The sequence below is a fragment of the Enterococcus sp. MSG3290 genome, assembly GCF_050555565.1.
Classification (GTDB): Bacteria; Bacillota; Bacilli; order Lactobacillales; family Enterococcaceae; genus Enterococcus_B; species Enterococcus_B faecium.
The window spans coordinates 1,888,296-1,912,308 of record NZ_CP187862.1 but is presented as its reverse complement, the minus strand read 5'-3'; the positions used below and the strand labels follow the sequence as shown (position 1 = coordinate 1,912,308).

Sequence of the window (24,013 nt, the reverse complement as noted above, 5' to 3'; positions counted from 1 at the left end):
GTCAATAGGTACGGGAGAGGTACATGAAAGTTTGGAACAAAATAAAACAAAATGAAAATCTGATGCGCTTTATTGAGACGACTCAAAAGCGCATCACTGATTCAGAAATGAGTACGACCTCTGTCGTCGTTGCTTATTATTTACTCTTGTCTTTATTTCCATTGATTATTGCTTTTGGTAATATTTTACCGTTTCTCCACATCGATCAAGAGACTGTACTGACCTATTTACGAGAAGTGATTCCTGAGACCGTTTACCAGTTTATCGGTCCTGCAATCAAAGACCTTTTGACACAAAGTTCAGGAGGCTTGTTATCCGTTTCTGCATTAGCGGCTTTATGGTCTGCAAGTCAAAGTATCAATGCTTTGCAAATTGCGATGAATAAAGCGTATGGCGTAGAAAATAGAAAAAATTTTTTGATCGTCCGTTTCTTCTCACTAATTGTCATTGTCTTGTTCATGATTGCTATTAGTGGGGTAACTATCGTTCTTGGGTTGGGACAGCTGATTTTGGATGCTATTCAGCCAATCGTACAAATACCCGTGAACTTTATCGATCAGTTCCAAACTTTGAAGTGGCCAATCACATTGGTAGCTTTATTTGTCATCATGTTCTTGATTTATTTAATTGTCCCTAATGCTCAGTTGAAGTTGAAGACGATCATTCCGGGCACGATCTTCGCTACTGTCGGCTGGATGCTGTTATCACAAGTGTTTAGTATCTATGCTAGGTATTTTGCAACGAGGATCAGCGGTTATCAGATCATAGGAAGTTTTATTGTACTCATGCTTTGGCTTAATTTTGCTGCTACGATCATCATTTTGGGCGGAATCATCAATGCAGTTGTTCAAGAATACGTGACGGGTCATCAAATCAAAAAACGTCGAGATCCAAGCCGAAAATGGTTCAATAAATTGAAAACTAAATTTTCTCATAAAAAAAAGTAGAAACAAGAGTTCTTATTGTAAATTTATATCAGTAATTTATAATAATTATGACTCTTAATTAAAGTAGGTGCCCATATGCTTGTTTCTTTTAGTATGGTTATAAGATTTTTTCTGACAATTTTATTATCACTGATATTAACACCTGTATTCAAAATCATTTCAGTACAAACAGGTATGGTCGACAAACCAAATGAAAGAAGAATAAATAAAGTTCCAATGCCTTCAGCGGGCGGACTGCCTATCTTTATTTCATTTGTTATATCGACTTTATTCTTATTCCGTAAAATTATCCCTCAATCGTATATTGTACCGATCTTGATTGCTTCTTTAGTAATCATAGTCACAGGAGTGCTCGATGATAAATATGAGCTGACACCTAAACAAAAAAGTATAGGGATCTTGATTGCTTCTCTTATTATTTATTTTGTAGCAGATATACGTATTGATTCCTTCACGCTTCCTTTTATTGGATATATCCAACTAGGCTGGCTTAGTTTTCCCGTAACGATTTTTTGGATCTTCGGTATCACGAATGCGGTCAATCTGATTGACGGTTTGGATGGGCTGGCGGCAGGGATTTCATTGATCGGTTTAATTACGATAGGAATCATTGGATATTTTTTCCTCCATGCTTCTACAGTGTATATTCCAGTTGTTATTTTCTGTCTTGTAGCAAGTATTATCGGTTTTTTTCCTTACAATTTTTATCCGGCAAAGATTTATTTAGGCGATACAGGAGCTCTATTCCTAGGGTTTATGATGGCCGTCCTTTCACTACAAGGGCTGAAGAACGTGACTTTTGTTTCATCGATTTCTTTGCTGATCGTCATGGGAGTGCCGGTAACAGACACGTTTTTTGCTATCATTAGGAGAAAAGCAAACCGTGTTTCTTTTTCTACAGCAGATAAAAAACATCTTCATCACCGACTAATCAGTTTAGGCTTTACTCATAAAGGTGCTGTCCTGACGATTTATGCGATGGCTTTGATGTTTTCTTTCACAGCTATGGTCATGAATTATACTGGAAGAATCGGAACGATCATATTGATTATTGCCATGTTGTTTGCTGCAATTTTATTATTTGAATTGATTGGTCTGATCAATGAGAAACATCAGTTTATTTTAAAAACATTGCGATTTTTAGGGAATAAAGAGTACCGTACGCAAGTAAAACAGAAATATTTGAAGAAATGGAACCGTCATATAGATGAATAACAAATTAAACCAGCCGATCCTTATTAGTATTGTGACGGCAAACAGTGATAAAATTTTTCGGACACTAGATAATTTTATTTCAACTGTAAAAGATGAAACAGCAGTAAAAATCCGAATTTTTGACAACAATTCACTTCCCGAGTACAAAAAAAGACTAACAAAGTATAGGAAATATCCCTACATCGATATCTATTTTCATGATGAAAATTCCGGATTTGGTTATGGACATAATCACAATCTGATAGCTAGCGATTCTCGCTATGGCATTATTTGTAACCCAGATATTTTAGTGGATGAAGAGACAGTTACAGCATTGGTCTTGTTATTGAAAGAACATCCGGAATGTGCGATGTTAGCACCTAAGATTCTTAATGAAGATGGAACAACTCAGCACCTCATACGTGAGCAGCTGGCTGTTTTTGATTACGTTTTGCGCTTTGTGCCTTTCAAATGGGTCAAAAAAAAGTTTGACAAACGACTGGCTGTGTTTGAATGCCGAGGATTGCCTACTGATGCTAATAGTTATGTACGGATGATCTCAGGTAGTTTTATGGTAGCTGATATTGATAAATTTAAAGAGATAAAGGGGTTTGATGAGCGTTTCTTCATGTACTTTGAAGACAACGACTTGTGTTTGAGTTTTGAAAAAGCAGGTTACAAGTTATTGTACACACCCTTTTATGCAGTTATCCATTTTTACGGGAAGGGTGCGCATCGAAATGCAAAACTGTTTCGCGTGTTTTTGACTTCTATGATGAAATTTTTCAATAAGTGGGGGTGGCGTTTTTTCTGATGAAACCAGAAATATTAGTAGTCGTTGTGCTTTATCAGCAACTATTCAGTCAATCTCCAGCTTATGGACCATTAAGCAAAGCACTTAGCGAAAAGCAAATTCAGCTTATTGTTTACGATAATAGTCCTCAAAGGCAGCAAAATGAGCTGTTTGAAAAAGAAAATATCGTTTATCATCATGATCCGCAAAATCCTGGTTTAGCGGTGGCTTATAATTTTGCGTTGTCTCAAGCAGATGAAGGAACACGTTGTCTCGTCACTCTGGATCAGGATACGAGGCTAGTCGACGATTATTTTGAACTATTGCGTAAAGTAACCTTTACAGATGAATGTGTTGCTGCAGTTCCGATGATTTTTTCTGGGAGTCGACAAGTTTCTCCCCTATATTCAGATCGTTATATCAATCGTACAGCTCAAGCAGTAGAAGTTGAAGGCCCAACAGCTGAACGAATCATGGCAATCAATTCAGGTGTTGCCTGGTCTGTCAAATTTCTAAAAAAGATTGGCGGGTTTAATCCTGCTTTTTCTTTAGATTTTTTGGATCATTGGCTGTTTTGGAAAGTGGATCAGTTGGAAAAAACTGTGGAGATCCTTCCTGTACGAATGGAACATGATCTTTCGGTTTTAGACCATGAAAAAGTTTCAAGTAATCGATACCGTTCTATTTTACAAGCAGAAAATCGATTTTATCATGAATATGATCAAAGGCATTTATCCAGTCACCGACGACAATTATTGTTAAGAACAGCTAAACAGTTCTTGACCGTCAAAAACCGGCATATCTGGCGGATGACTTTGCGCTCATATGTTAAGAATTGGAAGGTGTGAATTCGTGCGTTCGGTTTGTATAGCTACCTTTAATGGAGGCAGATATTTAAGAGAGCAGTTAGATAGTATTTTATCTCAGCTTTCAGCAGAAGATGAAGTAGTCATTTCTGATGATGGGTCAGTAGATGATACATGGGATATATTAACTGAATACGCAGAAAAAGATAAGCGAATCCAGCTTTTTTCGGGGCCTCGTCAAGGATTGATCGCTAATTTTGGTTATGCGATCCAGCAGACGAAAGGAGATCTAATCTTTTTGGCAGACCAAGATGATGTTTGGTTGGAGACAAAAGTGAAAAAGATCACTGACTATTTTGAGCAGAATCCGGATCAGCTAGTAGTAGTTTCTGATTTGATCATTGTGGACAGCGAGCTGCAAGAGATCCATGATTCGTATTTTTCGTTTCGAAATTCCAAAGAAGGATGGCTTAATAATGTGATAAGAAGTCACTATATTGGTGCTGGTATGGCTTTCCGGTCTTCTTTAAAACCCGATATCTTGCCGATCCCGTCAGAAGTGCCGATGCATGATATGTGGATTGGTTTGCTGGGAGGAAAGAAGACTGGGTTCCTAAGAGAACCGTTAACTCTGTACCGAAGACATGATTTAAACGCGAGTGAGATTGAAACACATTCTAAATTACGGCAAAAAATTTCTTGGCGTGTTCATCTGATTACGGCGTTGATCAAACGAAAATGGTTTAAACGTTGATAAAAGATGTTTAAATCCTTAATATTTCCATGACAAATATAACAATTGATGAGATAATAACAAAGTGAAATTTGAAATCAAAAAGGAGAGCATATATCCATGAAGGGAATCATTCTTGCTGGGGGCAGCGGAACACGTCTGTATCCTTTAACAAAGGCAACATCGAAACAATTGATGCCGATTTATGACAAACCAATGATTTATTATCCAATGTCTACTCTGATGTTGGCGGGAATCAAAGAAATTCTGATTATTTCAACGCCACAAGATACACCACGTTTCAAGGAATTATTTGGAAACGGTAATGATTTAGGACTGCAGATCGAATATGCAGTACAAGAAAGTCCAGATGGATTGGCACAAGCGTTTATCATTGGAGAAGAATTTATTGGAGATGATAGTGTCTGCTTGGTATTAGGGGACAATATTTACTATGGTGGCGGTCTGTCTAAAATGTTGCAACGAGCAGCTTCAAAAGATACAGGCGCGACAGTATTTGGCTATCATGTCAATGATCCAGAACGCTTTGGTGTAGTAGAATTTGATGAGAATATGCAAGCTTTGTCGATTGAAGAAAAGCCTGCTCAGCCAAAATCAAATTACGCTGTAACTGGCCTTTATTTTTATGACAATGAGGTAATTTCTATCGCTAAAGGTATCAAACCTTCAGAACGTGGAGAACTAGAGATTACGGATGTCAATAAAGCATATTTGGATAAAGGAAACCTATCCGTAGAACTTATGGGACGCGGATTTGCTTGGCTTGATACAGGAACACATGAATCATTGCTTGAAGCATCTACCTTTATCGAAACAATTGAAAAACGTCAGAACTTAAAAGTGGCTTGTTTGGAAGAAATTGCTTACCGTATGGGCTACATCGATAAGGAACAATTGCTGGCCCTTGCACAGCCATTGAAAAAAAATCAATACGGTCAATATTTATTGAATTTGGCCGCTGAATAAGGAGTCCTTACAGATGAAAGTAACAGATACAAAATTAACAGATGTCAAAATCGTAGAAATGGACGTCTTTGGCGATCATCGCGGTTTCTTCACAGAAAGTTATTCAAAAGCAAAATTTGCAGAACATGGATTGAAATATGACTTTGTTCAAGACAACCATTCACTATCAGCTGAAGCTGGTGTCCTTCGGGGGCTTCATTTCCAAAAAGGAGAAGCTGCACAGACAAAATTGATTCGGGTAGTCACTGGAGCAGTTTTAGATGTAGTAGTGGATATCCGCAAAGGTAGCCCGACTTATGGTCAATGGGACGGATTTATCTTATCTGAACATAATCATCGACAGTTGCTTGTACCTAAAGGATATGCCCATGGATTCGTTACTTTGACACCAAATGTGAACTTCCTTTATAAGTGTGATAATTACTATAATGCAGAAGCAGATGGGGGCATCGCATTTGATGATCCAGATTTAGCGATTGATTGGCCAATTGATCCATCAAGAGCGATTATGTCGGAAAAAGATCACCGTCATCCGACATTAAAAGAATTTGAAGCAGAAAATCCATTTGTTTACGGAGAAATCTAAGAATTAAGGAGAAATTTTCTTATGAAAAACATCATTGTTACCGGAGGTGCCGGATTCATCGGCTCTAATTTCGTTCATTACGTGGTAAACAATCATCCAGAAGTGCATGTCACTGTTTTGGATAAACTGACTTATGCAGGAAACAAAGAGAACTTGGCTGGACTTCCTAGCGATCGCGTAGAATTGGTCGTAGGAGATGTTGCAGATGCAGAATTAGTGGACCGTCTAGTAAAAGAAGCGGACGCAGTTGTTCATTACGCGGCAGAATCCCATAACGATAATTCATTAAAAGATCCTTTCCCATTTGTACAAACGAATATCATTGGTACGTATACACTTTTAGAAGCTTGCCGCAAGTATGATGTACGCTATCATCACGTATCTACTGACGAGGTTTACGGCGATCTTCCATTACGTGAAGACCTGCCAGGACATGGGGAAGGCGAAGGAGAAAAATTCACTGCGGAAACACCATATAATCCTTCAAGTCCATATTCTTCTACAAAAGCTGGTTCAGATCTGTTAGTAAAAGCATGGGTGCGTTCTTTTGGCTTACGTGCAACCATTTCAAACTGTTCAAACAACTATGGTCCTTATCAGCATATTGAAAAATTTATTCCTCGCCAAGTAACGAATATCTTAAGCGGTATTCGTCCAAAATTATATGGCGAAGGAAAGAATGTTCGTGACTGGATCCATACGAATGATCATTCTTCAGCAGTGTGGCTGATTTTGACGAAAGGCAGAATTGGCGAAACCTATCTGATCGGTGCAGACGGTGAAGAAGATAATAAGACCGTGATGGAATTGATCTTAGAAATGATGGGTCAACCAAAAGATGCGTACGACCATGTAAACGACCGTGCAGGACACGACTTGCGTTATGCAATCGATTCGACAAAATTACGGGAAGAGTTAGGATGGAAGCCTGAGTTTACGAACTTCCGTGATGGGTTGGCTGACACGATCAAATGGTACGAAGAACATGAAGACTGGTGGAAAAAAGAAAAAGAGGCCGTTGAAGCAGCATATGCCAAAAATGGACAATAATACAGAGAAAATGTCACTGTATTAATGGAAAAACACATGTGAGGCAGGCGCTCGCCTGTCTCTTTTTTAAAATAAAAATCAAGGAGCGGATAATCATATGTTTTTATTAACTGGAGGAAATGGGCAACTAGGTACAGAATTGCGCCATTTATTAGATGAAAAAAATCTGCCATATGTTTCAACAGATGCAAAAGACTTGGATATCACAGATGCCGAGAAAACAATGGCTTACATCACAGAATTAAAACCTGATGTTATTTTCCATTGTGCAGCTTACACAGCAGTAGATAAAGCAGAAGAAGAAGCAAAAGAATTAGATGAGAAGATCAATGTTGATGGTACAAGAAATGTAGCACTTGCAGCAAAAGCTGTGAATGCTCAATTCGTCTATATCAGTACAGACTATGTTTTCGATGGAAAAAACAAAAATGTAGAATACGAAGTAGACGACCAAACGAATCCACTAAATGAATATGGTCGTACGAAATTATTAGGCGAAAAAGCAGTAGAAGAGATTTTAGAAGACTATTATATCATACGAACTTCTTGGGTTTTCGGGATCTATGGACACAATTTCGTCTTCACGATGCAACGCCTAGCGGAAACCCGCGACAAACTGACTGTAGTAAATGACCAGTTTGGGCGACCAACTTGGACACGTACTTTGGCAGAATTTATGGTATATGTCATCGAAGAAAAAGCACCATTTGGTATTTATCATTTGTCGAACGAAAATAGCTGTTCTTGGTATGAATTCGCAAAAGAAATATTGAAAGATACAGATGTAGAAGTTGCACCTGTTACGTCAGAAGAATTTCCGCAAAAAGCAACACGTCCGCAGTATTCAGTCATGAGCCTGAAAAAGACAGAAGCGTTAGGATTTGTCATACCAACTTGGCAAGAAGCACTTGCGCAAATGCTGGAAGCTGCCAAAAAAATGAATAAGTAATTTCCTTTTTATCAAATAGAATTTGGAGCATGATATGGAAAAACAAACAAGAAGTGCACGACGAAAAGAAAAGCCAAAAGCGAACCAGGCAGATTCGAATTTGGTGCTTGACCTGTTTCTAAAACTCCGCTATCTTATTGGCGTTTTAGTCATCGTGGTCATCGTTACTTTTAATTTAAACGGAAGTTCACTTGGTGTTTGGGATAAATATGTGTCGCAAAGAGACGATGGGAAAAAAACTGATGTGATTTTTGGACAGAATCGGGAAGTGCGGTCAGACGAATGGCTGGTGCAGACACCTTTTTACCTCTCACAAGCTGAAGAGGACTTTCCGTTGGTGAACGAGGATTATTCATTAAACGGACAAAACATGATCATTGCGTATAATTCTCCTGTAAAGGATATTACGGTTATCGGAAAACCATTCAACTGGGGATTCTTTTTCCTCGGAAGAGATCGAGGACTTTCCTTTTATTGGGCGATGAAATTAGTCGTCATGGTCTTGCTTGGATTCGAAGTACTGATGATATTAACGAAGAGAAAAAAAGCTCTATCGCTAATCGGTGCATTTGCGCTGACATTTTCTCCAGCAGTCCAGTGGTGGTTCATGCAACATGTGGGCGATTTGATTTTCTTTACTTTGGGACTGATGACTGCTTTTTATCATTATTTCTACAATCATGATAAAAAATGGCTACGAACGTTGATGATGCTTTTGGTGGTTATTTTCGGTATTGGGTTTATTTTAGTGATTTACCCAGCCCATCAAGTGATGCTGGCGTACTTGCTGATTTTTTATTTTGTTGGCCTGCTTATTTACTATAGCAAGAAAGTTTCATGGGATCTGTTGGATGTAGTGTTGATTGGAGGGGCAGTTTTATTTATTGGCGGAGTCATGGTTCATTTCTGGCTAACGTCAAAAGACGCATTGTTAGCTTCTTTGAATACCTTATATCCAGGAAAACGGGTAAGTACTGGAGGAAAGTGGACGATTGGCGAATTTTTTTCTTTCCTTACAAATTGGAAAATTCCTTTTGAAGATATCAACTATTCGAATAACTCTGAAGTGGCCCTGTTCTATCACTTTTTTCCAACTGTATTCCTAGCAAGTCCATTTGTGTTATTTGGCAAAAAAGATAGCGAACAAAAGTTACTGGGACGTATTTTGATGATTTTTTGTCTGTTTTCTATCTTTTGGATTACCGTTGGGTTGCCAAAATGGCTAGCAGAAATCACTCTGCTGTCTTATGTTCCTCCATTAAGAGCCATCCTTACTTTTAGTTTTGCGGCTTGTTTATTATCGATCTGGTTTATCGCTTATATTTGGAGAGAAGATGTTATTCCTATTTGGTATAAATTCATTTTGTTGGCAGTAAATGCATGGTCTTATTTCTATGCGATTACGCATTCGAAAATGGATAATTATTTTTCGGATTTTGAAACCATCGCAGTTGCTGTGTTGGGAACAGTGATTTTAGCTTTTGCATTATTTGGCTGGAGACGCTTGTTTTACCTCGCTTTTGCCGCCTTAGTTATCGTATCTGGCTTTTTCGTCAATCCAGTCGTAGAAGGTACAGGAGCGATTTTTGAAAAAACACTGGCAAAAGAAATCCAAAAAATCGATCAACAAGATCCTGGTAAAGTTTGGTTGTCTGAAGATGAATTATATAACTTCACCCCAACATTGGGAGTGAAATCCTTCAATACAGTACGCTTTTATCCGGATATAGCTGCATGGAAGAAAATCGATCCGAAAGAAGAATATGAGAAATATTATAATCGGTATGCTCATACAAGAGCTTTTATCGCTAAGGAGGATACAAAGTTCATTTTAGATCGTCCAGATATGTTTTCGGTCACGTTGAATTTTGAAGACGCAGAAAAATTAGGGATCGACTATGTGATCAGTAAACGACCATTAACTGATTACAACCAATTATATGAAGCGCAGTTCACGCAGCTATATGGACCGGATAAAGACGGTTATATGATTTTTAAAGTAGAATATCCGGATTATCCAGATGTACCACAAACACAAACTCAGGAAAATCAGCTAGTCGTACAGTAATAGGCTAGCTGAGAATAATCCTGAAATATTAGTAGAAAGGAGAGTGGAGATAATTCAAGCAATCGTACAAAAATTTGTCAACAAAATGAGTGTCGGTTTCTTGCTTTTGTTGCTGACGCTAGTCTTTTTTGTTTGGACAGCAGGGTTAGGTTTTCCAGCAACTTTGTTTATATATAACAATAGTTCATTACTTATCGCTTTTAGTGTGGCTATTTTGCTCATTTTAAATGTTTATAAAGCAAAAGGCGTCGATTTTCTTTATCTAGGTGTTGCGCTTGCCCTTTTCATTTTCTTTTCTTACTTTCGGGAATTAAGAAATGAGTCTTTATTTGGAGACTTACTGTTTCCTTTGATTATTTTATTTTGTTTAGTAATTAAATGGATCGAGTGGACAAAATGGGATCGCGGTATTTATCTGATTGTCTTTTCGGTCTTCCTCGGAATCACGTTATATCGTGTATTTACAGAGATCCAAGTACCAGAAGGACAAAGCATCTGGGCTCCAGGCAATTCGCTTTCTGATATTTGGATCAATACGAATACAATCGGAAGTTCTTTGATGACTCTTGCTTTATTGATCAGTGGATTTGCCAGTTCTTTTGAACGATGGTATGTACGAATCATCGGTGCAGTAGCAGTTGTTGCAGCTTTTCTCGGGATTTGGGTCTGCCAATCTAGAGGTGCATTAGTCGCGTTGATTGTTTTTGCGATATTGGATCTTTTACCTAAATCGTTGATGCGTGTCATTCGTGCGCCATTTATTGCTTACACGGTTACGATTCTTTTAGCTTTGCCGATTTCTTATCTGGCGGCTGTCTCTGAAAAAGTCAATTTGTTTACCGGTCGAGAAGATATTTGGCATAAATTCTATCAGACGCTAGGAGAAAAATCTGAACAAATTTTACTAGGAATGAAAACATTTATCTTCCAACGAGGAAACCAATTTTTAGGAAACCACAATAGTTATAATTCTATTTTGAATATCTATGGATTGATAGGATTTGGGATTGCTGCTTTGCTGCTTATCCTTTTTATTGGTCGCTTAACGTTGAAAGCAGATTTATCCAACGGGCAGATGACTTTTATCTGGGCCTTTTTTGCGGTGATGATGCAGTCATTTATGGAGGATACATTGACTTCATACCCATGGGTTCCGATTATTTATATCCTGTTGGCTATGGCCGTTCATCGATATGATGAACCAGAAGTTGCGGAGGAATTCTATGTTATGGAAGAGGCATATGACGATATGACTTATGATGATACATCTTATGAGGAACAACCAGATAGCGCTCATTCTTCCAGGATCCAACGCTATCATTGATAGGCACAAAATACGAGAGAGGCTGTGACAACCGTCGCAGCCTTTTTTGGTTTATTGCAATTGTCTAGCATCTTCTGTAAAATAGAAACGTTAGAGAAAATCTTGTATCATAGAAAATTAAGAAAGAAATAAGAACGCAGCTCGGTACCAAAAATATGGTAAAATGGCACTTGACTGTAATTCACTGAAAATCGCTTGGAGGAACACAAATGTTTAAAGATTTGTATTTATTTATGAAGGACATTTATCAGAACAGAAAATTATTGCTACAGTTTTCGATCAATGACTTCAAATCAAGATATGCAGGATCGTTTTTAGGAATCTTATGGGCGTTTATCAATCCGCTATTTACTGTATTGATTTATTGGCTGGTATTTGGTGTTGGACTGAAAGCACAAATGATCGATGCAAAATACCCATTTATCGTATATTTAGTTACCGGGATGATTCCCTGGTTCTTCTTCTCAGATGCATTTGCATCAACTACGGTTGTTTTTCGGGAATATACTTATTTAGTAAAGAAAGTCGTATTCAATATTCGTATCTTGCCCACGACGAAAATCCTATCCAATCTGTACACCCATTTATTCTTCATTCTGATTGGCATAGCTGTCGCGCTTATAAATGGTATATATCCTTCAGCAATGTCTTTACAGCTGATTTATTATTTATTTTGCATGTGTGCTTTCTTGACAGGATTGACTTGGCTGACGGCATCGATCCAACCATTTTTACCTGATATCATGCAATTAATTACGATCGTGCTGCAGTTGATCATGTGGACATTACCGATATTATGGAGCCCTAATCAGTTTGATTCAGGTCTTGTAAGCATATTGAAATTAAATCCGCTGTACTATGTTGTTCAAGGTTATCGTGAGTCATTTTTAAGTGAAGCTTGGTTCTGGGAGCATGGAACATATACTTTGTATTTCTGGGTTTTCACGTTAGTAATGTTCGTAATCGGCTCTGCAGTGTTCCGTAGATTGAAACCACATTTTTCAGATGTGCTGTAAGGAGAATAGCTATGACAGAATATGCAATTAGACTAAAAGATATCACAAAATCTTATAATATGTACGCAAAACCTTCGGATCGATTTCGTGAAGCCCTCAATCCTTTTAAGAAATCCTATCATGATGTATTTTATGCGTTGAAAAACGTGAATGTAGAAATAAAAAAAGGTGAGATGATCGGTTTCGTGGGAGAAAACGGATCGGGAAAATCTACAATGTTGAAAATCATTACGGGAGTACTGACACCAACATCCGGCACGATGGAAATCGAAGGAAAAATCTCAGCTTTGCTAGAACTAGGTTCAGGATTCAATCCTGAGTATTCTGGTTATGAAAATATCTATTTAAATGGAATGGTTCTAGGATTTTCAAGAGAAGAAGTCGATGAAATGGTCGATGATATCATTGAATTTGCTGATATTGGCGACCATATTTATCAACCTGTAAAAACCTATTCAAGTGGGATGTTCGTTCGTCTAGCTTTTGCTGTAGCGATCAATGTGAATCCTGATATTTTGATTGTGGATGAAGCATTGGCAGTAGGAGATCTTGAATTCCAACTGAAATGTATGGAAAAATTTACAGAAATTAAGAACTCGGGAAAAACGATTTTATTCGTTTCTCATGATATTAGTTCGATTCGCCGTTTTTGTGATCGTTCCTATTGGTTGAAAAATGGAGAAGTTGTCGAATATGGTGATACGATGGAAGTAACGACGAATTACGAAAACTTTTTGAAGAAAAAATCAGTTAAAACAGTAGATCGAAATAAAAACCAAGTAGAACGCTTCGCAGCTCCAGATATCGTAGACGTGACGAAAGCCGAATTGTTGGATAAAGATAAAAATCCAGTGGATATGCTGGAACAAGGAGAAAAACTATACGTTAAAGTAACCTATGAAGTAAAAGACGATACAATCAAAAATCCAGTTTTAGGAATTGCTCTGCGTACAGTCGACAATTTTTATGTGTGCGGACTCAATACTCTACTAGATGGTATCAAGATCCCTTGGAAAAAAGGTGAGAATATCTTTTATCTGGAGTATGAAAAGTTAGGTTTGTTAGCTGGTGAATATTATTTTGACGTTGCGGTCTTTGAAGAAAATGCAACGGTTCCTTTGGTATACAAGACAAAATACATGAACTTGTTTGTCAGCGGTTCTTATATCGGAGAAGGCATCGTGGTCTTAGACCATAAATGGGAAGAAGGGACTCATAGCAATGAAATATGATTTTGAAATGGACCTAGATGAACAAAGCAGTGTGGGAAAAATTGCCGCACAGATCAAACCAGGAAGTAAAGTTTTAGAGTTTGGTCCTGGAAACGGCCGATTAACGAAACATTTGATCGGAGCAAAACAATGTGAAGTGAGCATTGTCGAGCTAGATAAGGAATTGTTCGATTTTGTCAGCGAGTTTGCCCAAGATGGATTTTATGGAGATATCGAAAGTTTTGAATGGGCAAACTATTATGCTGGACAAACATTTGATTACGTTTTGTTTGCCGATGTTTTAGAACATTTGGTAGATCCTGGAAAAACGTTGAAGAAAGTTAGAGAATTTTTGAATGAAGAAGGAGAAATTCTAATTACATTCCCTAACTTGGCGCATAATTCTGTCATGATTGATTTGTTCAATAATCAATTGCCATGGGCTTCTTATGGTTTGCTAGATGAAACCCATAATTCTTTTTATACTCATGATGGCTTCCAAAAAGTTTTTGAAAAAGCAGGATTATACATCAATATTGAAGATTATTTGTACTTAGCTGTAGGTGATACAGAATTAAAATCAACTTATGAAGAATTGCCGGAAGCTGTACGTTATGATTTCAAAATGCGACCATTTGGCGAAGTCTACCAATACTTCTTCTCATTGATGAAACATCCAGTAGCACAAAGTTCCATTGCGCAGCCACAAAATTCTAATTATGTGAAAGTATTAGAAGTAATCCAGCAAACGAAACAAGATGAAATAATTCAACAAATACCATTCAATAATTTCACAGGGGAAAATGAGACACTAAGTTTCCATGTATCAGAATTAGCAGAACGAATGGTGTTTCGCTTCGCGCAGCAACCTAGCTTTATCGAATTCAGCGCAGAAGCTGCTGGAGAAAAACTCACATTTATCGATTCAAATGCTGTAGTCAAAACAGTAAATGATTGTTATTTGTTTGATGGTAAAGATTTACCAGAGTTTTTTTTAACGGATATTGCAGGGAAAGAAGTGACGATCCATTGTCACTATCGTTTTATCGGAGAATTGACACCAACAATGAAAGAATTGCTGGAAACGATCCGTCCAATGGCTGAAGTTACAAAGCAGCTTTCTGAGAAAAATGATGAATTAGAAAGAGAAAATCATCATCTTATTGAGAATAATACAAGATTAGATCAGACGTTGAAAACAACCATAAATCGCTATTGCACGTTGTTGGAAAGTGATGAATGGACAATCAAACATAGATTAGGCCGACGTAAGAAAGAAACATCGAAAAAAATCCAAGAAAAAGAGCTTTCTCTATGTATTGACGAAAAAATCTGGGATGCAGAAACAAAGATATTGAAAATCATCGGGTGGGGAATCGCTAATTCGGATCGCCAACCATTGTCCTATAAGTTATCAGCCGACCAATCACCATTTTTTGAAGCAATTCCTGTTTTACGAGAAGAAGTCAATCAAGCAAAACAGCTAGCTGAAGGAGCAAAAGCAGGATTTGAACTGCGGATCCTTTGCGAGAAGGAACGTTCATTCTTAGTGGAAGCAGTGGCTCAAAATGGTCAATCATGGATCATTGAAATGTAAATAATGATTAACTTATAAAGATAAGGAGTAAACGAATCGTGCAAAAAAAAGAAATTGCCGTATTTATCGATCAAATCACTCGTGAACGGGCCACTGGCGATTTGCTTATTGTGGGCTGGGCAATTGATGAAGTGACCAAAGAAATCCCTACGATAAAGGTAGAAAAAGAAAATGTGATTGCTGAAGCAACACATGTCGTAAGATTGGATATCAATCATTTATATAAACTTGATGTTAAGACCCAAAGCGGTTTTAAGGTACGTTTATCAGGGAAAATGAGAGGAAAAGCAATCTTAGACTTCCAAACAGCAAGACATCAAAATGGCATAGCTGTGAAATTAAACGGTAAATATCCTTATGATGACGGCATTGAATCTTCATGGGAAAGAAAAAAAAGATTACTGAAAAAAGGGATAAATTATGCAAGGACTCATGGCGTAAAAAAAGCAATCCGCCGGGTCAAACTGGAATTGAAACCAGGATCGATCGACTATGCAGAGTGGATCAGTCGTCATGAGAAACCTGATCTGAAAGAGCAAAGGAAGGAAGTACAAGGATTTGCCTACCGCCCATTGATTTCCATACTTATGCCTGTCTATAACGTTGAAATCAAATGGCTCGAAAAATGCATTGATTCGGTACTTGGTCAAACGTATGATCACTGGGAACTATGTATCAGTGATGATGCTTCTACTGATCCAGCTATCCGAAAGTGTCTGGAATCCTATCAAGCAAAAGATGATAGAATCAAAGTCGTTTTCCGACAAGAAAATGGACACATCAGTCTGGCAACAAATTCTGCATTGGAAATGGCAGAAGGAGAGTTTATAGCGCTCTTAGATAATGATGACGAATTACCCCCATTTGCATTATATGAAGTGGCAAAAGTGCTAAACGTACATCCAGAACTGGATTTGATCTACAGTGACGAAGATAAAATCGATGCAGATGGGAATCGCTTTGACCCGCACTTCAAAGCAGACTGGTCTCCCGATACATTGATGGGAAATAATTATATCTCTCACTTAGGCGTATATCGGACAAGCATTGTTAAGGAACTTGGCGGTTTCCGTAAAGGATATGAAGGCTCTCAAGATTATGATTTGGTTCTTCGTGTGACAGAACAAATTCCTGCAGAACACATTTACCACATTGACCGTGTCTTGTATCACTGGCGGACGATCCCGGGATCAACTGCAAGCAATGGAGAAGCTAAAAGCTACATCTATGATTCTGGAGTGAAAGCATTGACAGATGCTCTATCTAGAAGAAATATCAAGGGAAGCGTACATCCTGGGAGAATTTCTGGTTTTTATGAAATCACTTATGATGTTTTGCAAGAAGACTTGGTCAGTGTGATCATTCCAACTAAGAATGGCTATGAAGATCTAAAAACTTGTGTGGATTCGATCATCGAAAAAACGTCTTATCCAAATTATGAAATCATTATTGCAGATAATGGAAGTACAGATCCTAAAATGCAAGAATTATTTGCAGAATACAAGCATCAGCTGAAAGACCGATTTATCGTCGAATTAATTGACATTCCATTCAATTATTCACGTATCAACAATCTGGCAGCAGAAAAAGCTAACGGCAAATACTTTTTATTCTTGAATAACGATACAGAAGTGATTGAACCTGACTGGATGACAGCGATGGTTTCTTATGCACAGTTTGATCGAATCGGCTGTGTAGGAGCAAAATTATTTTATCCGGATGATACAACGCAGCATGCAGGTGTATTATTAGGGATCGGTGGCGTTGCAGGGCATGCATTGAATAACTATGATCGAACACATTGTGGTTATTTCGGCCGATTGGTCATTGACGTCAATTACTTAGCAGTCACTGCAGCTTGTATGATGGTCAAGGCAGCTGACTTCAATGCTGTCAATGGATTTGATGAAACATTAGAAGTAGCATTCAACGATGTTGACTTGTGCTTGAAAGTTTATGAACTGGGTCGTTACAATGTCTATGCACATCAAGCAGAATTGTACCATTTCGAATCTAAATCAAGAGGTTATGAAGATACACCAGAAAAACAAAGACGTTTTGCTGGGGAAATCAAAAAAATGCAAGATAAGTGGCCTTCTTATATTGCTCATGACCCATTTTATAACGATAATCTAACTAAAGAAGGAATCGGCGATTTTTCGTTGAGACCTGATTGATTAAAAGAACTGTATTTTCATTTTTATTAATGAAAATACAGTTCTTTTAATTTAATTATATGAATATTGTAACTTGTGAATAAGGAATTAGCAGGAGAATACTAGTTCAGCATAAAGGAAGTGATGGGACTTTTGAGACAACTTTCTGTTATGCAGAAATACACATATAAACAGACAATAAACGCTTTTCCCCGTTTCTTTTAATTTCCTTTACAATTTGGTTATTCACTAGGTTTTTAAACTTTGCTATGGTAAGATGATAGAGGCATTATTTTATGGTTAGGAGTGTATATATGAATAAAAATGGGGAGTGGAATGCGGCACGCAGAATATTCATTATTCTTATGGATGTACTTGTATTAAATGTGTCGATCTATCTTAGTTTTTTGCTGAAATTCCAAGGAGAAGTACCAGTGAGAAACTTAGAGACCTTTCAGCATTCAGCAATTTTTATTTCCATCATCTTTATTGCGTTGAATATTTTGTTAGGAGCTTATGTATTCTATAACCGAATGATCAGTGATATTGTCTTCATTACTGTTATTGGACAAGTACTAATAGCATTGGGGATCATGGTAGTTACTTTTGCTGGCCGATGGTTTGCATTTCCGCGTGGCGTCATTTTGATCTCGTTTATCCTAGGTACGATATTACTTAGTGTTTACCGGATAGTCGTTTACAAACTGTACTTAAGAGTCAGTCGTGATAAGAAAGTCCTTATCGTAGGTTTGGAGAAAGATGTCGCACCAGCTATCCAAAATTTTCAATCTAAGAAAAACAATAAACATAAGGTTGAAGCAGTGGCAATCGATAATTATTACGAAAATACAAAAAAATTGATCGATGATATGGATATCGTCTATTTGGCTTCTAAAATCCCAGAAGATGAAAAAATCAACATTTATCAATTAGTGACTAAAAAAGAGAAGAAGTTATTTTTAAATACGACTTTTGAGAATCTGACAATGATAAATCCGAATATTATGAATTTTGAAGATGAAAGCATCATTGAAGCTTCTGGGTTCAGAATCCAACCAGAATACGAACTATTCAAGCGTCTCTTTGATATCATCGTTTCGCTTATTTTACTGATCCTCGCCTCACCTTTTATGCTAATCACAGCGATTTTGGTAAAAACAACTTCACCTGGACCAATCATCTATAAACAAGTACGTATTACGAAAAATCAAAAGGAATTTTCAATCTATAAATTCCGTTCCATGAGTGCGACAGCTGAAGCAAAATCAGGACCAGTCTTGGCAAAGAGCAATGATGCACGTGTGACACCAGTAGGTAAATTTATCCGTGCTGTACGTTTTGACGAATTACCTCAAATCTTTAATGTATTGAAAGGCGATATGTCGATTGTCGGTCCAAGGCCAGAAAGACCATTTTTCGTTGATCAGTTCAATGAAGAAAATCCTTATTATTATTTAAGACACAATGTACGTGCGGGAATTACCGGATATGCACAAGTATACGGAAAATATGTATCAGATTATAACAGTAAACTACGTTTTGATTTGTTGTATATCAAAAAATATTCATTACTATTAGATTTGAAGATTTTACTTCAAACAATCAAAATCTTATTTGATAAGATGTCATCTCAAGGACTAGATGAAGATGAAAATATTAGTTCATTAGCAGAAATCGACTTTTCACAAGAGAAAATTTATCGCTAGGCTGGAGGAAAGAAATGAAATGAGCCATCCGATATTTAGTATAATTATTCCAATTTATAATGCAGAAGACACGATTGCTCATACAATAGAAGTTTTAAAAAATCTGGCATTCGAAGAATATGAAGTGATTTTGGTCAATGATGGTTCAACGGACAAAACAGAACAGCTGATTCAATCAGCTATCCAAGGAGATAGTCATTTTCAACTTTTTACAACCGAAAACCAAGGCCCTGGACTTGCTCGAAATGAAGGCATCAAGCAATCTACAGGGAAATATGTATTATTTTTCGATGCAGACGATGAGCCAGTCAAAGAAATTTTGGCAGATTATCAGCAGTTGTTTGAACAGCATCCTGAAGCAGATTTGCTTATCAGTTCTTTTACATTCCGTACGTTAAGCGGGGAAGAAATTATTTCGGAAAAGGACTATCTTGTTCCAGAATACCAATATACAAATCATGAACAGTTCGTGGATGATATGTATCAACTGATGAATCAACAGCTGATGTATGTGGTTTGGAACAAATGTTACAAGAGGGAAATCTTGATGGAAAAACAGATTTTATTCAAAAATTACAGCAGTTGTGAAGACCGTATCTTCAATTTGAACTATTATGAACATTGTCAGCAAGTAATATTGAATCCAAGAATCGAGTATATCTATCATTTTGAAGGTGGAAAAGGGATAACCAACCAATATAAACCGAATAAATTTGAAACCTTTAAAGAATTTTATGAATTAGCAAATGTCGTGACAAGTGATAAAGATAAACCAGGTATGGCTTCTCTTCTTTTAAAAGGAACAACCTCTGTGATTTTTTCTATTTATGAGAATTCTGAGCGAACTGCTAAAGAAAAAAGAGAAGAAGCCATGCATATTTTGAATGATCCAGCCATCCAAGAAGCTAAAAAGATTGCATTGACTGATTCTAGCGCGAAAAAAGTAACAAAATGGCTGTATAATTTGCCAGCTCCTCTCTTATTATCTGCGGTGAAAGCTGGCAGCTTTGTGGAAGTGAAAATGCCAAGCATCATGGCATTGTTGAAGAGAGTTTATTAAAAAAGTCGGAATAAGGGGTTGTGACTGTCTTTTGTCACAACCCTTTTAAAAACAAAAAATAGCTATTTATCTATCAGTTTTCGGTCAGTAAAGAAAGAACCATTTGCATAAGATTGAAAACCGCCTCTATTTATGAGAAAATAGGGAAGATTAATAAAAGAATGGTTGAGGCAACTATAATGTACAGTACAGATCCTGAATTAAAAAAAATTCAAAAAGTAAATCTCGAAATGGCACAATACTTTGTAGATTTTTGTAAAAGTCACGATTTGTTGTGTTATTTTTGTGGTGGCGGCGCAATCGGAGCAATCCGGCATAAAGGTTTTATCCCATGGGATGATGATTTAGATTTTTTTATGCCTAGAAGGGATTATGATCGATTAGCTGAATTATGGGAAACCGGTCCACAAAAAGATAAATTTGTTTTATTAAGACCAGCTCTGACGAATCATGATCGAAACTCCTTTACAACTATCCGTAACGTCCATACGACCTTTATCAAAACGTATCAGGAAGATTTAGATATCCCTCATGGTATCCAATTAGATATTTTTCCGTTAGATACTGCACCTGAAAAGCAAACTGAACGGAAAAAGCAAAAGATATGGGCAATGATCTATGCGATTTATCGAAGTCAGCAAGTACCGCAAAACCATGGGAAAGCGATGGAATTAGCTGGAAAGCTATTGTTAAATAGTGTATCTGCAAAAACGAAGTATAAAATATGGAGATATGCTGAAAAGCAGATGACCAAATACAATGATAATCCAACGAATTTCGTTACAGAACTTTGTGTCGGACCTCGATATATGGGGAATGTTTATCCTGCAAAAGACTTTGAATCTGCTGTGTGGGTGCCATTCGAAGATACAGAGATGCCAGTACCAGTTGGTTATGATAATTATTTAAGTCAAGTTTTTGGTGACTATATGCAGCTTCCGCCTGAAAAAGATCAGGTTTCTCATCATGAAGCAGTTTATATTGATCCAGAACATCCATACACAATGTACAAAGGAAAATATTATTTAACTAAAGGAGCAGAAAAAAAATGATTACAGCTATTATTATTGCCGGTGGTGTGGGTAAACGAATGGGACAAGATATCCCAAAACAGTTCATTACAATTGAAGGAAAACCTATTATTATCTATACTTTAGAATCATTTCAACACCATCCTCAAGTTGACCGGATTTTAGTCGTTTGCAAATCTGGTTGGGAAGAAACGATGTGGGCGTATATCAAAGAATTCAATATTAGCAAAGTCAAATGGGTCATTACAGGTGGATCAAAAGGACAAGAGTCGATCAATAATGGTGTTCAGTTTTTGAAAGACTATTCTGAAGATGATGATACGATCATCATCCATGATGGAATCCGTCCACTAGTAGACGAACTGGTATTGTCAGATGTAATCGTTAAATGTAAAGAATTTGGTAACGGTGTAACCTCTCTACCTTACAACGAACAAATTTTTATCAAGAAAACAGAAGAAACGACGGAACAGTATGTCGATCGTAACACATTGAGGCGTGTCTCAACTCCACAAGCTTATCAATACGGAAAACTACGGGCAGCATATGACCGGGCAGTGAAAGAAGACATCGGTATGACTGATTCTTCTTATACGAATACCATGATGGTAGATTTGGGAGAAACTTTATATTTTGCTGCTGGTTCTGATAAAAATATCAAATTGACAACAACAGATGATCTAGAATTGTTCAAAGCATATTTAAAAATGAAAGACTAGGTGAAAGATGATGACGTTGATTAAACAACCAATGTACCAAGAAGATTTGGCAAAAGTAATCAATCATACACCAAAAATAAAACAGCTACATGGAAAATCCGTTCTGATGATTGGTGCTTCTGGAATGATCGGCTCTTTTTTGATTGATACTTTGATGGCTGCTAATGAACAACTAGGAATCAAAATCAAAGTTTATGCAATGGGCAGAAACCGTCAGAAGCTTGAAAAAAGGTTTGCCAGTTATCTTGAATTAGATACTTTCGAAATTGTTGAAGGTGACGTCACAGAACCCTTACCAAAAGAAATTCAAGCTGACTATTTGATACACGGTGCAAGTAACACACATCCTAAGGCTTACGCAACTGATCCAATCGGTACGATCATGACTAATCTTGCAGGTACAGAGCAAGTATTGAAACATGCAGTAGCAACCCAACCGGTTAGAGTATTATTTTTATCAACAGTAGAAATCTATGGCGAAAATCGAGGCGATATAGAAAAATTCACAGAAGATTACTGTGGATACATCGATTGTAATACACTGAGAGCAGGCTACCCTGAAGGAAAAAGAGTCAGTGAATCATTATGCCAAGCCTACATCGCAAAACACGACCTCGACATCGTGATTCCAAGGCTTTGCCGTACGTTTGGTCCGACGATGCTTTTATCTGATACGAAAGCATCCTCACAATTTATTTTAAATGCAGTCGAACAAAAAGATATTGTTTTAAAAAGTGAAGGAAACCAATATTTTTCGTATGTATATGTTGGAGATGCTGTTTCTGCTATTCTTCATTTACTGCTTGAAGGAGAAAAAGGAGAGGCGTACAACGTTTCTTCAGAAAACTTTGATTTACGACTAAAAGAATTAGCCCAACAGCTAGCTGATATCAGCGGCAAACAAGTAATTTTTGAATTGCCGGATGAGATTGAACAAAAAGGTTTCTCAAAAGCTAGCACAGCGATACTTGATAACAAGAAAATCAAAGAAAATGGTTGGTATCCAATATTTGAATTGAAAGAATCATTGATACACACAGTAGAATTAGTTAAAGGTGAGAAGCAAAATGTGTGAGATTAGTATTATTGTTCCTGTCTATAAAGTAGAACCTTATTTAAGAAAATGTGTAGATTCAATCTTAGCACAAACATTTACTGATTTCGAAGTGATATTAGTAGATGACGGTTCTCCTGACAATAGCGGTAAAATATGTGATGAATATGCATCGAAAGACAGTCGTGTCCGTGTTATCCATAAAAAAAATGGCGGATTAAGTAGTGCAAGAAATGCCGGGATTGATGTGGCACGAGGAAAGTATTTAGGTTTTGTTGACAGTGATGATTATATCGAAAAAGATATGTATGAACTTTTGTACGACAACATTGTCAAAGAACAAGCAGATCTTTCTATTTGTGGGATTTATGATGTATATGAGGGGAAAAAACCAGTAAATAAACCAACTATCAAAAAAACGGTAACTGCAACGGAAGGATTGTTATTAATATTACATGGAAATATTATTTCTGTTCATGCTGTGAATAAACTATACAAACGAGAGCTGTTTTCTACACTCCGCTATCCTGAGGGAAAATATCATGAAGATTCTTTTGTTATTGTTGATCTTTTAGACCGTTGCAAAAAAATAGCAATAGATTCAAAGCAAAAATATTATTACTATCATCGTTTAGATAGTATAAATACGGAAACATTCTCTGCCAAACAATTTGAGTTCATTGAAGCATGGGTGATAAACGAGAATAAGCTAAGAGGAAGAGGCAAAAAAATTGAAGAAGCTGCGCACCAAAGAGTCTGTTTTGCCAATTTTTTAGTTTTAGATAAAATCGTAACAGCCAAGGCAACCAACTTGCCAGAGACCAAAAAAATCGTTCATTATCTAAGAAATAATTTCCTATTTATTATGAGAAATCGAATTTTTACGAAAAGTCGCAAACTTTCCATGCTTTTATTGCTATTTAGTATTCATTTATATAAATTTCCTGTGGAGTTGAGAAGAAAAAAATTGGCCAATAATAAATAGCAATGTTGGATTTTAACTAAAAGATTTTTAAATTTCATGGA

21 protein-coding genes are annotated in these 24,013 nt (G+C 37.0%); all 21 read left to right on the top strand.

Translation table 11 applies throughout. The annotated features are described in order from the left end of the window. Window positions 1-23 precede the first annotated feature (23 nt). The 21 genes from IGL31_RS09165 (at window position 24) to IGL31_RS09065 (ending at window position 23,972) form a co-directional block, all read left to right on the top strand. A complete protein-coding gene (locus IGL31_RS09165) occupies window positions 24-947 on the top strand; it encodes a YihY/virulence factor BrkB family protein (RefSeq protein WP_002286461.1) in 924 nt (307 codons plus the stop codon). A 75-nt stretch (window positions 948-1,022) separates the two neighbouring features. Next, window positions 1,023-2,162 (top strand): MraY family glycosyltransferase, encoded by a 1,140-nt coding sequence (locus IGL31_RS09160; protein ID WP_002286457.1) that lies wholly within the window; start codon window positions 1,023-1,025, stop codon window positions 2,160-2,162. Next, window positions 2,155-2,955: a glycosyltransferase gene (locus IGL31_RS09155; protein ID WP_002377108.1), complete on the top strand. Its 801-nt coding sequence runs from the start codon at window positions 2,155-2,157 to the stop codon at window positions 2,953-2,955. Before IGL31_RS09160 ends, IGL31_RS09155 begins: the two co-directional genes overlap by 8 nt. Beyond that, window positions 2,955-3,782 carry a glycosyltransferase gene (locus IGL31_RS09150; RefSeq protein ID WP_086300180.1) on the top strand — a complete coding sequence of 276 codons (828 nt, stop codon included), beginning with the start codon at window positions 2,955-2,957 and terminating at the stop codon, window positions 3,780-3,782. The genes IGL31_RS09155 and IGL31_RS09150 overlap by 1 nt, the downstream gene beginning before the upstream one ends. A gap of 4 nt (window positions 3,783-3,786) precedes the next feature. Next, a complete protein-coding gene (locus IGL31_RS09145; RefSeq protein ID WP_002286451.1) occupies window positions 3,787-4,494 on the top strand; it encodes a glycosyltransferase family 2 protein in 708 nt (235 codons plus the stop codon). Between the two features lie 99 nt (window positions 4,495-4,593). Beyond that, window positions 4,594-5,460: a glucose-1-phosphate thymidylyltransferase RfbA gene (rfbA, locus tag IGL31_RS09140; protein ID WP_086300179.1), complete on the top strand. Its 867-nt coding sequence runs from the start codon at window positions 4,594-4,596 to the stop codon at window positions 5,458-5,460. A gap of 13 nt (window positions 5,461-5,473) precedes the next feature. Then, window positions 5,474-6,046, top strand: a complete 573-nt coding sequence (rfbC, locus tag IGL31_RS09135; protein ID WP_002286442.1) for a dTDP-4-dehydrorhamnose 3,5-epimerase — start codon at window positions 5,474-5,476, stop codon at window positions 6,044-6,046. 21 nt (window positions 6,047-6,067) lie between these two features. After that, window positions 6,068-7,096, top strand: a complete 1,029-nt coding sequence (gene rfbB / locus IGL31_RS09130; protein ID WP_002294532.1) for a dTDP-glucose 4,6-dehydratase — start codon at window positions 6,068-6,070, stop codon at window positions 7,094-7,096. A 97-nt stretch (window positions 7,097-7,193) separates the two neighbouring features. Beyond that, window positions 7,194-8,045: a dTDP-4-dehydrorhamnose reductase gene (rfbD, locus tag IGL31_RS09125; RefSeq protein ID WP_002294531.1), complete on the top strand. Its 852-nt coding sequence runs from the start codon at window positions 7,194-7,196 to the stop codon at window positions 8,043-8,045. A 34-nt stretch (window positions 8,046-8,079) separates the two neighbouring features. Beyond that, entirely contained in the window at window positions 8,080-10,113 is a 2,034-nt protein-coding gene (locus IGL31_RS09120) for a DUF7657 domain-containing protein (RefSeq protein ID WP_002302719.1), read from the top strand. Window positions 10,114-10,156: 43 nt separating this feature from the next. Continuing rightward, on the top strand, window positions 10,157-11,437 hold the full coding sequence (locus IGL31_RS09115) for an EpaQ family protein (RefSeq protein WP_002322625.1): 1,281 nt from the start codon (window positions 10,157-10,159) through the stop codon (window positions 11,435-11,437). A 209-nt stretch (window positions 11,438-11,646) separates the two neighbouring features. Then, a complete protein-coding gene (locus IGL31_RS09110; RefSeq protein ID WP_002289081.1) occupies window positions 11,647-12,453 on the top strand; it encodes an ABC transporter permease in 807 nt (268 codons plus the stop codon). Window positions 12,454-12,464: 11 nt separating this feature from the next. Continuing rightward, on the top strand, window positions 12,465-13,685 hold the full coding sequence (locus IGL31_RS09105; RefSeq protein ID WP_002289079.1) for an ABC transporter ATP-binding protein: 1,221 nt from the start codon (window positions 12,465-12,467) through the stop codon (window positions 13,683-13,685). Further along, on the top strand, window positions 13,675-15,261 hold the full coding sequence (locus tag IGL31_RS09100) for a class I SAM-dependent methyltransferase (protein WP_002294528.1): 1,587 nt from the start codon (window positions 13,675-13,677) through the stop codon (window positions 15,259-15,261). The genes IGL31_RS09105 and IGL31_RS09100 overlap by 11 nt, the downstream gene beginning before the upstream one ends. 38 nt (window positions 15,262-15,299) lie before the next feature. Further along, on the top strand, window positions 15,300-17,438 hold the full coding sequence (locus IGL31_RS09095; protein WP_086300178.1) for a glycosyltransferase family 2 protein: 2,139 nt from the start codon (window positions 15,300-15,302) through the stop codon (window positions 17,436-17,438). A gap of 293 nt (window positions 17,439-17,731) precedes the next feature. Then, a complete protein-coding gene (locus tag IGL31_RS09090) occupies window positions 17,732-19,123 on the top strand; it encodes a sugar transferase (protein WP_002295430.1) in 1,392 nt (463 codons plus the stop codon). Between the two features lie 19 nt (window positions 19,124-19,142). Continuing rightward, entirely contained in the window at window positions 19,143-20,183 is a 1,041-nt protein-coding gene (locus IGL31_RS09085; RefSeq protein WP_086300177.1) for a glycosyltransferase family 2 protein, read from the top strand. Window positions 20,184-20,362: 179 nt separating this feature from the next. Beyond that, complete coding sequence (locus IGL31_RS09080) at window positions 20,363-21,235, top strand: LicD family protein (RefSeq protein WP_010727879.1); 873 nt, start codon at window positions 20,363-20,365, stop codon at window positions 21,233-21,235. Further along, a complete protein-coding gene (locus IGL31_RS09075) occupies window positions 21,232-21,933 on the top strand; it encodes an IspD/TarI family cytidylyltransferase (RefSeq protein WP_002297058.1) in 702 nt (233 codons plus the stop codon). The genes IGL31_RS09080 and IGL31_RS09075 overlap by 4 nt, the downstream gene beginning before the upstream one ends. A gap of 7 nt (window positions 21,934-21,940) precedes the next feature. Next, window positions 21,941-23,008 (top strand): NAD-dependent epimerase/dehydratase family protein, encoded by a 1,068-nt coding sequence (locus tag IGL31_RS09070; protein WP_002324408.1) that lies wholly within the window; start codon window positions 21,941-21,943, stop codon window positions 23,006-23,008. Next, on the top strand, window positions 23,001-23,972 hold the full coding sequence (locus IGL31_RS09065) for a glycosyltransferase family 2 protein (RefSeq protein WP_002295420.1): 972 nt from the start codon (window positions 23,001-23,003) through the stop codon (window positions 23,970-23,972). Before IGL31_RS09070 ends, IGL31_RS09065 begins: the two co-directional genes overlap by 8 nt. Window positions 23,973-24,013 lie beyond the last annotated feature (41 nt).